This is a genomic window from Streptomyces sp. NPDC051310, from assembly GCF_044455245.1.
Taxonomy (GTDB): domain Bacteria; phylum Actinomycetota; class Actinomycetes; order Streptomycetales; family Streptomycetaceae; genus Streptomyces.
In genome coordinates, this window is record NZ_JBITEO010000030.1 from 55,697 (window position 1) to 68,769 (window position 13,073).

A 13,073-nucleotide genomic window follows, 5' to 3' on the forward strand; every position below is an offset into this window, starting at 1 on the left:
CCGGCTGTCCGCACTCAGCGCGACCGAAATCCGTCAGTTCACGCCGCGGCCGGGCCCTGGGCCGGACGGTACGCCCGGCCCGGCCTCACGCCTTGGTGACGGTGGCCTTCTCGATGGTGACGGCCTTCTTGGGCGCGCCGTCCGTGGCGCCGCCCTCGACCCCGCCCGCGGCGATCTCCTGGACCGCCTTCAGGCCGGCGGCGTCCATGGTGCCGAAGGGGGTGTACTGCGGAGGCAGCTTGGTGTCCTTGTAGACCAGGAAGAACTGGCTGCCGCCACTGCCCGGCTGACCGGTGTTGGCCATCGCCACGGTGCCGGCGGGGAAGGTCACGGCGCCGTCCGCGCCGGCCTTGCCCAGGGCGTTCAGGTTCTCGTCCGGGATGGTGTAGCCGGGCCCGCCCGTGCCGTTGCCCGTCGGGTCGCCGCACTGGAGCACGAAGATGCCCTGCGTGGTGAGCCGGTGGCACTTGGTCCCGTCGAAGTACTTCTTGTCCGCGAGGTGCTTGAACGAGTTCACCGTGCGGGGTGTCCTGGCCGCGTCCATCGCGACCTCGACCTTGCCGTGGTTCATCGTCAGCGCCATCGTGTACTTCGCCTTGGCGTCGATCGCCATCTTCGGCTCGGCCGATTCGCTCTTCGCGGGCGAGGGGGTGTCCGAGGCCGTCGCACCGTCGCTCCTGGTGTCCCCGTCGGAGAGCCCGACCGAGGCGTACGCGGCGGCGCCCGCGGCCAGCACCACGGCGAGCGCGGCGGCGATGATCGCGTTGCGGCGCTTGGCCTTCTTACGGGCCTCCTCGCGGCGCTGCAGCTGCCGCTCGTACTTCTCCCTGGCGAGCTGGCGCCGCCGCTGATCGCTGGTGACCACCGGGTCTTCTCCTTGTCGGTCGTCCGTACCTGTCCTGGCGGAGTGTGCCCGTACCGTATACGGGTTGGCTGTGGAACACGCAGCGCCGGTAGGCTCTGATCTGCTGCCATTCCTCCTGCAGACATTCCGCCGGACGACTTTTAAGGACGATCGTGCTCATTGCCGGGTTCCCCGCCGGGGCCTGGGGGACCAACTGCTACGTGGTCGCCCCCGCCGCCGGCGAGGAGTGCGTGATCATCGACCCGGGCCACCAGGCCACCCAGGGAGTCGAGGAGACGCTCAGGAAGCATCGGCTGAAGCCCGTCGCCGTCGTGCTCACCCACGGCCACATCGACCACGTCGCCTCCGTCGTCCCCGTCTGCGGCGCCCATGACGTACCCGCGTGGATCCACCCCGCCGACCGGTACATGATGAGCGACCCGGAGAAGGCCCTCGGCCGTTCCATCGGGATGCCCCTCATGGGCGAGCTGACCGTGGGGGAGCCGGACGACGTCCACGAGCTCACCGACGGGGCGAAGCTGAAGCTCGCGGGTCTGGAGTTCTCTGTCGCGCACGCGCCGGGCCATACCAAGGGGTCGGTGACCTTCGCGATGCCCGAGGCGGCGGACATCCCGCCGGTCTTCTTCTCGGGCGATCTGCTCTTCGCCGGCTCCATCGGACGCACCGACCTGCCCGGCGGTGACATGGACGAGATGCTCGCGTCGCTGGCCCGCGTGTGCCTGCCGCTCGACGACTCGACCGTGGTGCTGTCCGGCCACGGCCCCCAGACCACCATCGGCCGCGAGCGCGCCACCAACCCCTTCCTGCGGGAGGTGGCCGCCGGCCGTCAGACGGGGAGCGCCAGCGACGCTCCCCGACGAGGAATGTGACGAGAGACTTCCGTGAGTACTTTCCAGGCCCCCAAGGGCACGTACGACCTGCTCCCGCCGGACTCCGCGACCTACCTGGCGGTGCGCGAGGCCATCGCCGCGCCGCTGAGGAACTCCGGCTACGGATACGTCGAGACCCCCGGCTTCGAGAACGTCGAGCTGTTCGCGCGCGGTGTCGGTGAGTCCACCGACATCGTCACCAAGGAGATGTACGCCTTCGAGACCAAGGGCGGCGACAAGCTCGCCCTGCGTCCCGAGGGCACCGCGTCCGTGCTGCGCGCGGCGCTGGAGGCCAACCTCCACAAGTCCGGCAACCTGCCCGTCAAGCTCTGGTACTCGGGTTCGTACTACCGCTACGAGCGCCCGCAGAAGGGCCGCTACAGGCACTTCTCGCAGGTCGGCGCCGAGGCCATCGGAGCGGAGGACCCGGCCCTCGACGCCGAGCTGATCATCCTGGCCGACCAGGCGTACCGCTCCCTCGGCCTGAGCGAATTCCGCATCCTGCTGAACTCGCTCGGCGACAAGGAGTGCCGCCCCGTCTACCGCGACGCCCTCCAGGGCTTCCTGCGCGGCCTCGACCTCGACGAGGACACCCGCCGCCGCGCCGAGATCAACCCCCTGCGCGTCCTCGACGACAAGCGCGCCGAGGTGCAGAAGCAGCTCGGGGGCGCGCCGCTGCTGCGCGACTACCTGTGCGACGCGTGCAAGGCCTACCACGAGGAGGTGCGCGCGCTGCTGACCGCGGCGGGCGTCGCCTTCGAGGACGACGAGAAGCTGGTCCGCGGCCTGGACTACTACACGCGGACGACCTTCGAGTTCGTCCACGACGGCCTGGGCTCGCAGTCCGCGGTGGGCGGCGGGGGCCGCTACGACGGCCTGTCCGAGATGATCGGCGGTCCCGCGCTGCCGTCCGTCGGCTGGGCGCTCGGCGTCGACCGCACGGTCCTGGCGCTGGAGGCGGAGGGCATCGGCCTGGACCTGCCGGCCCCCACCAGCGTGTACGCCGTGCCGCTGGGCGAGGAGGCGCGCCGGGTCCTGTTCGGCATCGTCACCGAGCTGCGCCGGGCGGGTGTCGCGGCGGACTTCTCCTTCGGCGGCCGGGGCCTCAAGGGCGCCATGAAGAACGCCAACCGGTCCGGCGCGCGGTACGCCGTCGTGGCGGGCGAGCGAGACCTCGCCGACGGCGTGGTGCAGCTCAAGGACATGGAGACCGGCGAGCAGCAGGCGGTGGCCGTGGACGAGATCGTCCAGGTGCTCCAGACCCGCTACGCCTGATCCGCACGAGGCAGGGGCGAGGACCGGATGTGGCCGGTCCTCGCCTTCCTTATGTCCACCGAACGGCGGACAGCCTCCCCCGTGCGGCAAAATGACCACTGCCCCACCGGCCCCCGAACGAGGAACGGCGATATGACGACTGCGACGGCTGACGACGTGTCCTCGGACCCCGGCACGGGTACGGGAGCGAGCCGGGCGTTCGCGTGGATGCTGGTGGTCACGGGCGCGGCGGGGCTGCTCGCGGCCTGGGTGATCACCCTCGACAAGTTCAAGCTGCTGGAGGACCCGAACTTCACGCCGGGCTGCAGCCTGAACCCCATCGTCTCCTGCGGCAACATCATGAAGAGCGAACAGGCCGCCGTCTTCGGGTTCCCCAACCCGATGCTGGGCCTGGTCACGTACGGCATGGTGATCGCCATCGGCGTCGGTCTGCTGGCGGGCGCGCGCTACCGCCGCTGGTACTGGCTCGGCCTGAACGCGGGCACCCTGTTCGGCGTCGGCTTCTGCATGTGGCTCATGTACCAGTCGCTGTACGAGATCAACTCGCTGTGCCTGTGGTGCAGCCTGGCCTGGGTCGCCACCATCGTGATGTTCTGGTACGTCACCTCGCACAACGTGTGCGGCGGCCTGCTGCCTGCGCCGCGGGCGCTGCGGAGCTTCTTCGACGAGTTCACCTGGGTGCTGCCGGTCCTGCACATCGGGATCATCGGGATGCTGGTCCTCACCCGCTGGTGGGACTTCTGGACCGGCTGAGGGCCGGGCGACCGGCCCCGCCGGGACTGTCGGTGGGCTGACATAGGCTTCTGGATGTGGAGCCCGACCTTTTCACCGCCGCAGCAGAGGAACGCCAGGAGAAGGACCCGTCCAGCAGTCCGCTGGCGGTCCGGATGCGCCCGCGCACCCTGGACGAAGTCGTCGGCCAGCAGCACCTGCTGAAGCCCGGGTCACCGCTGCGCAGGCTGGTCGGCGAGGGCGCGGGCGGCCCGGCCGGCGCCTCGTCCGTGATCCTGTGGGGCCCGCCCGGCACCGGCAAGACGACCCTGGCGTACGTGGTCTCCAAGGCGACCAACAAGCGGTTCGTGGAGCTGTCGGCGATCACGGCCGGCGTCAAGGAGGTGCGGGCGGTCATCGACGGCGCCCGGCGCGCCGCCGGAGGCTTCGGCAAGGAGACCGTCCTCTTCCTGGACGAGATCCACCGCTTCAGCAAGGCCCAGCAGGACTCGCTGCTGCCGGCGGTGGAGAACCGGTGGGTGACGCTGATCGCGGCGACCACCGAGAACCCCTATTTCTCGGTCATCTCCCCGCTGCTGTCCCGCTCCCTGCTGCTGACGCTGGAGCCGCTCACCGACGAGGACGTGAGCGGACTGCTGCGGCGGGCGCTCACGGAGGAGCGCGGTCTGGGCGGCGCGGTGACGCTGCCGGACGACGCCGAGGCGCATCTGCTGCGGATCGCGGGCGGTGACGCCCGCCGGGCCCTGACCGCGCTGGAGGCGGCGGCCGGGGCGGCCCTCGCGAAGGGGGAGCCGGACATCACCCTGGCCACCCTGGAGGAGACGGTCGACCGGGCGGCGGTGAAGTACGACCGGGACGGCGACCAGCACTACGACGTGGCGAGCGCGCTGATCAAGTCGATCCGCGGCTCGGACGTGGACGCGGCGCTGCACTATCTGGCGCGGATGATCGAGGCGGGGGAGGACCCGCGGTTCATCGCCCGGCGGCTGATGATCTCGGCGAGCGAGGACATCGGGCTGGCGGACCCGGCGGCGCTGCCGCTGGCCGTCGCCGGGGCACAGGCGGTCGCCATGATCGGTTTTCCGGAGGCGGCGCTGACCCTCAGCCACGTCACCATCGCCCTCGCGCTGGCGCCGAAGTCGAACACCGCGACCACCGCGATAGCCGCCGCCCGGGCGGACGTCCGCGGCGGGCTGGCGGGACCGGTTCCGCCGCACCTGCGGGACGGTCACTACAAGGGCGCCGCCAAGCTGGGCCACGCCCAGGGGTACGTCTACCCGCACGACGTCCCGGGCGGCATCGCCGCCCAGCAGTACGCGCCCGACGCGATCCACGGCAAGCGGTACTACGAGCCGACCCGGTACGGCGCGGAGGCGCGGTACGCGGACGTGGTGGAGAAGGTGCGCGAGCGGCTGCGGGGCGAAGGCGGCGCGTAGTCAGTCGTGCGCCGCCGCCTCGAAGAGCGTGTGCATGGCGCGGCGCAGGCCCGGCATGTCCCGCACGGGCTCGGGGAAGTCGAAGCGCGCGTCGAAGGAGCGCCCCGCCGCGTCCCGGCACCGCACGCGCAGCCCGAACCGGTCCAGCGCCAGCGGCACCACCCGGCGCACGGCGGACGGGCCGCCGGCGCGGTGGCCGAGCAGGGAGGCCAGCGCCTGGAGGTGGTCGTCGTGGGCGGCGGCCAGGTGCTGGAGCAGATCGGTCTCGTACGCGGCGAGCGGGTCCGGCCGGGCGCGCGTGAAGTCCTCCGGGTCGACCGCCGCGTCGCCCCACAGGTCGTCGACGTACACCTCGCCGACCTCCAGCCGCAGCATCATCAGGCCGGGTGCGGCGATGCCGGGCGCGCAGGTGAGCCAGCCGGAGACCCAGGCGCGGCCGCGGATGCGGTGCGGTACGGCGACCGGGGCGACGTCGGTGAGCTCCAGGACGGCGGGCAGTTCGTCGTCCTGGGCGTGGGTGGCGGCGCGGACGGGCGGGGCGTCGGCCGGGAAGAGCAGGAAGACCTCGCCGTCCGCGCCCACGGTGCGGGCGTCGGGGACGAGCTGGTCGGGGCGGGCGCCCTCGGCCCCGGGAACGATGAGCACCGCGGAGCATGTACTCTGTACGAGAGTTCGTGTGCGCTCGGCTGCTGACGGCATCCGGGCGATTTCAAGCCCGCTGGGACGCGGCTGACCATGAGCTGATCGGACCTCCGTCACATCGATGCTCTGCGAAGCAGGAGCATCGTTCTTTGTGCTGCTGTCTGTGATGCGCGTGGTGTTCCCAGGGCTCGACATGCGATCTCCTTGATTAAGGTAAGCCTAACCTAACCTATATCGGAGGTCTGGAGAACGTGCCTAACCAGTCGCGTCCCAAGGTCAAGAAGTCGCGTGCGCTCGGCATCGCGCTGACGCCGAAGGCTGTCAAGTACTTCGAGGCCCGCCCGTACCCGCCGGGTGAGCACGGCCGTGGCCGCAAGCAGAACTCGGACTACAAGGTCCGTCTGCTCGAGAAGCAGCGTCTGCGCGCCCAGTACGACATCAGCGAGCGCCAGATGGCCCGCGCCTACGACCGCGCGAAGAAGGCCGAGGGCAAGACGGGCGAGGCGCTGGTCGTCGAGCTCGAGCGCCGTCTCGACGCCCTGGTCCTGCGTTCGGGCATCGCCCGCACCATCTACCAGGCCCGCCAGATGGTCGTCCACGGCCACATCGAGGTCAACGGCCAGAAGGTCGACAAGCCGTCGTTCCGCGTCCGTCCCGACGACGTCGTGATGGTCCGCGAGCGCAGCCGCAGCAAGACCCTCTTCCAGGTCGCGCGCGAGGGTGGCTTCGCCCCCGACGGCGAGACCCCGCGCTACCTCCAGGTCAACCTGAAGGCCCTGGCCTTCCGCCTGGACCGCGAGCCGAACCGCAAGGAGATCCCGGTCATCTGCGACGAGCAGCTGGTCGTCGAGTACTACGCCCGCTGACCCTGGCGTAGCACCACCGCGGTCGACAGCCCGCCGTTCCCCCGCCTCCCCGGCGGAGGGGCGGCGGGCTTCCGCGTTCTCCCGGCGCCCGCCGTCAGGCCTGGCCCTCACCCGGGCGGGGCGCCGGCGACGCGGCGGGCCGGCGCCGGGGCGGCCGCAACGCCTGGACCCCCCGCACCGACGGGCGCGCGGACGGCGCCGGGCGTCCCGACAGGGCCCGGACCACCGCCGCGTCCAGGGCCAGCGCCCGCCCCTCCGCCTCGTACGACCGGAAGCGCTCCGCGCCCAGCAGCTCCACCGCGCGCCGCTCGCACAGCGCCCGCGGCGCGCCGAAGTGGCCCGAACCGAACAGGGGAAGGCCCACCGCCTCCCACATCGGGGCGGCCGCGCCCTGCAGCACCGCCGCCTCCGCGGGATCCCCCTCGCTCGCCGTCACGAGGGCCAGCAGCTCCACCGCCAGCACCAGACCGACCAGGTCGTGGAAGGTGTGGTCGATGGTGATGCACTCGCCCAGCAGGCGCCGCGCCTCGCCGTGCTCCTCACGGGTCCAGGCGGCATAGGCCAGCACGTACAGCGCGTACGCGCGGGTCCACTGCTCGCCGCGCTCCTCGCACACCTCGCGGACCTCCTCGCAGAGCGCCTCAGCGCCCTCCAGGTCCCCCAGGAACACCTTCGCCATGGCCAGCTCGACCCGGCCCATCAGCACCTGGCTGTTCAGCTCGCCCAGCTCGCGGTAGGCCGACACCGCCCGGGCCAGCAGCACCTCGGCGCGTGGCATCTCGTCGGACAGCAGCGCCAGGCAGCCCATCCGGTGGGTGGTGTACGCGGCGGCCAGCGCGTCCCCCGTCCGCGCCGCGTCCTCCTCGCACGCGTACAGCGCGGCGACCGCCGCCGTGTTGTCGCCCTGCAGGATCGCGACGTACCCGAGCACCCACAGTGCCTTCAGCCGCGCCCGGTCGTGCCCGGGCGACTCCAGCACCACCGCCCGGTCCAGCCAGTGCCGGCCCTCCGCCAGGCGGCCGCACCCCACCCAGTAGAACCAGAGCGTGCCCGCCAGGTGCTGCGCCAGGTGCGCCTCCTCCGGCTCGTCCAGGCACCGCTCCAGCGCGGCCCGCAGGTTCGGCAGGGCGCTGTCCGCGCACGCCGCCACCTCCGCCTGATTCGGGCCGAACCAGTCGAGCTCGCACCAGGCGGCCAGGCCGAGGTACCAGTCGCGGTGCCGCCGCCGCAGCCGGTCCTCGTCGCCCAGCTCGGCCAGCCACTCCGCGCCGTACGCCCGGACCGTGTCCAGCATCCGGTACCGCACGCCCGCCGCCGTGTCCTCCCGCAGCACCACGGACTGCGCCAGCAACTCGGCGAGCACGTCCAGCACCCGCTCGGCCGGCAGCTCCGGCCCGCCGCACACGTACTCCACGGCCTCCAGGTCGAACTGCCCGGCGAAGACCGGCAGCCGCGCCCACAGCAGCCGCTCCTCGGGCGTGCACAGTTCATGGCTCCAGCCGATGGCGAGCCGCAGCGTCCGGTGGCGCTCCGGCTCGCCGCGGTCTCCGCAGGTGAGCAGCTGGAAGCGGTCGTCGAGCCGGTGCAGCAGCCCGTCCAGGCCGAGGGCCGGCAGCCGTCCGGCCGCGAGCTCCAGCGCCAGCGGGATCCCGTCGAGCCGCCGGCACAGCTCCCGTACGGCCGCGGGGTCCTGGCCGCCCGCGCGGAAGCCGGGCACGGCCGCGGCCGCCCGGTCCAGGAACAGCCGCACCGCGTCCTCGTCGGACATCGGCGTCAGCGGGAGCACGGCCTCACCGCGGACCCGCAGCGGCCGGCGCCCGGCGGCCAGCACCGTCAGCCCCGGTGCCCGGCGCAGCAACTCCCGTACGAGCGGGGCGCATGCCTCCACGAGGTGCTCGAAGCCGTCCAGGACCAGCAGCAGCCGGCGATCCGCGAGGTGCTCCACGAGCACCTCCCGCGGCGGCCTGGAGGTGTGGTCCGTCAGCCCGAGCGCCTCGACCAGCGCGTACTCCAGCAGCCCCGGGTCGCGCAGCGTCGCCAGCTCGGCGAGCCGGACCCCGTCGCAGGAGCGTTTCGCCTCCGCGGCCACCGCAGCGGCCGCGTGCGTCACGAGCCGCGTCTTGCCCACCCCGCCCACACCGACCACCGTGACGAGCCGGAACTCCGCCAGCAGCCCCGCGAGGTCCGCGAGTTCGCGGTCGCGTCCGACGAACCGGTTCAGCTCGGCCGGGAGGTTGCTCCGTCGCATGGAACACATGGAACACGGAGCGTACCGAGGTGACCGCACTCCGTACAATCGGACCGATCGACTCCCGCTGCGGCCACGGGGAATGCGGTACGGGGAGCGAGCGCGGGCGCGATAGGCTCGGAGGACGACTTTCGAAGCATCCATGCGACGAGTTCGACCGAGTTCGACGAATCGACGAGCAGAGAGCGGTGCGCAGTGACCGGTGGAGAGGTTGCCGGGATTCTGGTGGCCGTCTTCTGGGCGATCCTGGTCTCCTTCCTGGCCGTGGTGCTGGTGAGGCTGGCCCAGACGCTCAGGGCGACGACCAAACTCGTGGCGGAGGTGACGGAGCAGGCGGTCCCGCTGCTGGCGGACGCCTCCGTGACCGTCCGCGCCGCGCAGACGCAGCTCGACCGGGTGGACGCCATCGCGTCGGACGTCCAGGAAGTCACGTCCAACGCCTCCGCGCTCTCCACCACGGTCGCCTCGACGTTCGGCGGACCGCTGGTCAAGGTCGCGGCCTTCGGCTACGGCGTACGCCGGGCGATGAGCCGGAACAAGGACGACAAGCCGGCCGGACCGTCCCGGCGCACGGTCATCGTCGGCCGTACGGTCCCGTCGGCCCGCAGCAACAGGACCAAGCGGAAGGGCTGACGCAGGGATGTTCCGCCGTGCTTTCTGGTTCACCGCCGGCGCCGCAGCCGGTGTGTGGGCCACCACCAAGGTCAACCGCAAGCTGAAGCAGCTGACCCCCGAGAGCCTCGCCGCGCAGGCCGCCGACAAGGCGATCGAAGCCGGCCACCGGCTCAAGGACTTCGCGCTCGACGTCCGGGCGGGCATGCTCCAGCGCGAAGCGGAACTGGGCGAGGCGCTCGGTCTGGCGGCACCGGTCGACGATCCGGCGCTCCCCGCGCCGCGCCGGTCCGCGGCGCTCGACGGCGCTCCCCACCCCCATCCCCACCACCACTCGAACAACCGGAATGAGGACCACTGATGGAGTCGGCTGAAATCCGCCGCCGCTGGCTGAGCTTCTTCGAGGAGCGCGGGCACACCGTCGTCCCTTCGGCGTCGCTCATCGCGGACGACCCGACTCTGCTCCTGGTCAACGCCGGCATGGTGCCGTTCAAGCCCTACTTCCTGGGTGAGGAGAAGCCGCCGTACACCCGCGCCTCCAGCGTGCAGAAGTGCGTGCGCACGCCGGACATCGAAGAGGTCGGCAAGACCACCCGCCACGGCACGTTCTTCCAGATGTGCGGCAACTTCTCCTTCGGCGACTACTTCAAGGAAGGCGCCATCAAGCTCGCCTGGGAGCTGCTGACCAGCCCGGTCGAGCACGGCGGGTACGGTCTGGAGGCCGAGAGGCTCTGGATCACCGTCTACCAGGACGACGACGAGGCCGAGCAGATCTGGCGCAACGTCGTCGGCGTGCCCGCCGAGCGCATCCAGCGCCTGGGCAAGAAGGACAACTTCTGGTCCATGGGCGTCCCCGGCCCCTGCGGACCGTGCTCCGAGATCAACTACGACCGCGGCCCGGAGTTCGGCGCCGAGGGCGGCCCCGCCGTCAACGACGAGCGGTACGTGGAGATCTGGAATCTGGTCTTCATGCAGTACGAGCGCGGCCAGGGCACCGGCAAGGACGACTTCGAGATCCTCGGCGACCTGCCGAGCAAGAACATCGACACGGGCCTCGGTCTGGAGCGCCTGGCGATGATCCTCCAGGGCGTACAGAACATGTACGAGACCGACACCCTGAAGGTCGTCATCGACAAGGCCACCGAGCTGACGGGCGTCCGCTACGGGCAGGCCCACGAGAGCGACGTCTCGCTGCGCGTGGTCGCCGACCACATGCGCACCTCCGTGATGCTCATCGGCGACGGCGTCACCCCGGGCAACGAGGGCCGCGGCTACGTCCTGCGCCGCATCATGCGCCGCGCCGTCCGCAACATGCGCCTGCTCGGCGCCTCGGGCCCGGTCGTCGGCGAGCTCGTCGACACGGTCATCCGGACCATGGGCGAGCAGTACCCGGAGCTGGAGACCGACCGCAAGCGCATCGAGACCGTCGCCCTCGCCGAGGAGGCCGCCTTCCTCAAGGCCCTCAAGGGCGGCACCAACATCCTCGACACCGCCGTCACCGAGACCAAGGCCGCCGGCGGCACGGTCCTGCCCGGCGACAAGGCGTTCCTGCTCCACGACACCTGGGGCTTCCCGATCGACCTCACCCTGGAGATGGCCGCCGAGCAGGGCCTGTCCGTGGACGAGGCCGGCTTCCGCCGCCTGATGCAGGAGCAGCGGGACCGCGCCAAGGCCGACGCCCGGGCCAAGAAGACGGGCCACGCCGACGTCTCCGCCTACCGTGAGATCGCCGACACCTCCGGCGCCACGGAGTTCGTGGGCTACACCAACACCGAGGGCGAGACGACCGTCGTCGGTCTGCTCGTCAACGGCGTTCCCTCGCCCGCCGCCACCGAGGGCGACGACGTCGAGGTCGTTCTCGACCGCACCCCGTTCTACGCCGAGGGCGGCGGCCAGATCGCCGACACCGGCCGCATCCGGCTGCACAGCGGCGCCGTCATCGAGGTGCGCGACGTGCAGCAGCCGGTCCCGGGCGTCTCCGTCCACAAGGGGTCGGTCCAGGTCGGCGAGGTGACCGTCGGTTCCACCGCCTACGCCACCATCGACGTCAAGCGCCGCCGCGCCATCGCCCGCGCCCACAGCGCCACCCACCTGACCCACCAGGCGCTGCGTGACGCCCTCGGCCCGACGGCCGCCCAGGCCGGCTCGGAGAACCAGCCCGGCCGCTTCCGCTTCGACTTCGGCTCGCCGTCCGCCGTGCCGCAGACGGTCATGACCGACGTCGAGCAGAAGATCAACGAGGTCCTCGCCCGCGAGCTCGACGTGCACGCCGAGGTCATGCCGATCGACGAGGCCAAGCGGCAGGGCGCCATCGCCGAGTTCGGCGAGAAGTACGGCGAGAAGGTCCGCGTCGTCACCATCGGCGACTTCTCCAAGGAGCTCTGCGGCGGTACGCACGTCCACAACACCGCCCAGCTCGGTCTGGTGAAGCTGCTCGGGGAGTCGTCCATCGGCTCCGGCGTGCGCCGCATCGAGGCCCTCGTGGGCGTCGACGCGTACAACTTCCTCGCCAAGGAGCACACGGTCGTCGCCCAGCTCCAGGAGCTGGTCAAGGGCCGCGCCGAGGAGCTGCCCGAGAAGATCTCCGCCATGCTCGGCAAGCTGAAGGACGCCGAGAAGGAGATCGAGAAGTTCCGCGCGGAGAAGGTCCTCCAGGCCGCCGCCGGCCTCGTCGAGGGCGCCAAGGACGTCCGTGGCGTCGCCGTGGTGACCGGCCAGGTGCCGGACGGGACCTCCGCCGACGACCTGCGCAAGCTGGTCCTCGACGTCCGCGGCCGCATCCCGGGCGACCGCCCGGCCGTCGTCGCCCTGTTCACCACCGCGGGCGGCCGCCCGCTGACGGTGATCGCCACCAACGAGGCCGCCCGCGAGCGCGGGCTCAAGGCCGGCGAGCTGGTGCGCACCGCCGCCAAGACCCTCGGGGGCGGCGGTGGCGGCAAGCCGGACGTCGCCCAGGGCGGCGGCCAGAACGCCGGCGCCATCGGCGAGGCCATCGACGCGGTGGAGCGGCTCGTCGGGGACACCGCCTGATGAGACGCGGCCGCCGCCTCGCGATCGACGTCGGGGACGCCCGCATCGGGGTCGCCTCGTGCGACCCCGACGGGGTCCTCGCCACACCGGTGGAGACCGTGCCGGGACGGGACGTCCCTGCCGCCCACCGGCGGCTGCGGCAGATCGCCGAGGAGTACGAACCGCTCGAGGTCGTGGTCGGGCTCCCTCGCTCCCTCAGCGGGGGCGAGGGTCCGGCCGCGGCCAAGGTCCGGGTCTTCGCCCAGGAGCTCGCCCGCTCCCTCGCACCCGTGCCCGTGCGGCTGGTGGACGAGAGAATGACCACGGTCAGCGCGTCGCAGGGCCTGCGCGCCTCGGGCGTGAAGTCCAAAAAAGGCCGGTCCGTCATCGATCAGGCAGCCGCTGTGATCATCCTCCAGAATGCTTTGGAGACCGAACGGGTATCCGGTAATCCGCCTGGAGAGAGCGTCGAAGTGGTCATCTGATCGCGATACGGTAACGTTCCGCGCGATGCGGTGG

Annotated in this window: 12 protein-coding genes; 9 read left to right on the plus strand and 3 right to left on the minus strand. The window is 71.7% G+C overall.

What is annotated here, in order from left to right:
• Positions 1 to 85: 85 nt before the first annotated feature.
• A complete protein-coding gene (locus tag ACIA79_RS30885; protein WP_399431695.1) occupies positions 86 to 865 on the minus strand; it encodes a peptidylprolyl isomerase in 780 nt (259 codons plus the stop codon).
• A 152-nt stretch (positions 866 to 1,017) separates the two neighbouring features.
• Between ACIA79_RS30885 and ACIA79_RS30890 the strand changes: the two genes are divergently transcribed.
• The 4 genes from ACIA79_RS30890 (at position 1,018) to ACIA79_RS30905 (ending at position 5,177) form a co-directional block, all read left to right on the plus strand.
• Positions 1,018 to 1,734 carry an MBL fold metallo-hydrolase gene (locus tag ACIA79_RS30890; RefSeq protein WP_399431696.1) on the plus strand — a complete coding sequence of 239 codons (717 nt, stop codon included), beginning with the start codon at positions 1,018 to 1,020 and terminating at the stop codon, positions 1,732 to 1,734.
• A gap of 12 nt (positions 1,735 to 1,746) precedes the next feature.
• Positions 1,747 to 3,009: a histidine--tRNA ligase gene (gene hisS / locus ACIA79_RS30895; RefSeq protein WP_399431697.1), complete on the plus strand. Its 1,263-nt coding sequence runs from the start codon at positions 1,747 to 1,749 to the stop codon at positions 3,007 to 3,009.
• A gap of 132 nt (positions 3,010 to 3,141) precedes the next feature.
• Complete coding sequence (locus tag ACIA79_RS30900; RefSeq protein ID WP_399431698.1) at positions 3,142 to 3,762, plus strand: vitamin K epoxide reductase family protein; 621 nt, start codon at positions 3,142 to 3,144, stop codon at positions 3,760 to 3,762.
• A gap of 56 nt (positions 3,763 to 3,818) precedes the next feature.
• The gene (locus ACIA79_RS30905) at positions 3,819 to 5,177 is read left to right on the plus strand and encodes a replication-associated recombination protein A (protein ID WP_399431699.1); all 1,359 of its coding nucleotides are present in this window, start codon (positions 3,819 to 3,821) and stop codon (positions 5,175 to 5,177) included.
• On the opposite strand, the gene ACIA79_RS30910 is transcribed toward ACIA79_RS30905, so the two are convergent.
• Positions 5,178 to 5,876, minus strand: a complete 699-nt coding sequence (locus ACIA79_RS30910) for a DUF2470 domain-containing protein (protein WP_399431722.1) — start codon at positions 5,874 to 5,876, stop codon at positions 5,178 to 5,180.
• A 194-nt stretch (positions 5,877 to 6,070) separates the two neighbouring features.
• Here ACIA79_RS30910 and rpsD point away from each other — a divergent pair, with 194 nt between their 5' ends.
• Positions 6,071 to 6,685, plus strand: coding sequence for a 30S ribosomal protein S4 (gene rpsD / locus ACIA79_RS30915; protein ID WP_010470463.1), 615 nt, complete (start codon positions 6,071 to 6,073; stop codon positions 6,683 to 6,685).
• 94 nt (positions 6,686 to 6,779) lie between these two features.
• Here rpsD and ACIA79_RS30920 read toward each other — a convergent pair whose 3' ends face one another.
• Positions 6,780 to 8,933 (minus strand): ATP-binding protein, encoded by a 2,154-nt coding sequence (locus ACIA79_RS30920; protein ID WP_399431700.1) that lies wholly within the window; start codon positions 8,931 to 8,933, stop codon positions 6,780 to 6,782.
• Between the two features lie 195 nt (positions 8,934 to 9,128).
• On the opposite strand from ACIA79_RS30920, the gene ACIA79_RS30925 reads away from it, so the two are divergent.
• From ACIA79_RS30925 to ruvX, 4 genes are read left to right on the plus strand one after another with little or no spacing between them, the layout of a single operon-like run.
• Positions 9,129 to 9,566 (plus strand): DUF948 domain-containing protein, encoded by a 438-nt coding sequence (locus ACIA79_RS30925; protein WP_399431701.1) that lies wholly within the window; start codon positions 9,129 to 9,131, stop codon positions 9,564 to 9,566.
• A gap of 7 nt (positions 9,567 to 9,573) precedes the next feature.
• Positions 9,574 to 9,906: a DUF6167 family protein gene (locus tag ACIA79_RS30930; protein WP_399431702.1), complete on the plus strand. Its 333-nt coding sequence runs from the start codon at positions 9,574 to 9,576 to the stop codon at positions 9,904 to 9,906.
• Positions 9,906 to 12,575 carry an alanine--tRNA ligase gene (gene alaS, locus ACIA79_RS30935; RefSeq protein WP_399431703.1) on the plus strand — a complete coding sequence of 890 codons (2,670 nt, stop codon included), beginning with the start codon at positions 9,906 to 9,908 and terminating at the stop codon, positions 12,573 to 12,575. The genes ACIA79_RS30930 and alaS overlap by 1 nt, the downstream gene beginning before the upstream one ends.
• On the plus strand, positions 12,575 to 13,039 hold the full coding sequence (gene ruvX / locus ACIA79_RS30940) for a Holliday junction resolvase RuvX (protein ID WP_399431704.1): 465 nt from the start codon (positions 12,575 to 12,577) through the stop codon (positions 13,037 to 13,039). The genes alaS and ruvX overlap by 1 nt, the downstream gene beginning before the upstream one ends.
• The last annotated feature ends 34 nt before the right edge of the window (positions 13,040 to 13,073 follow it).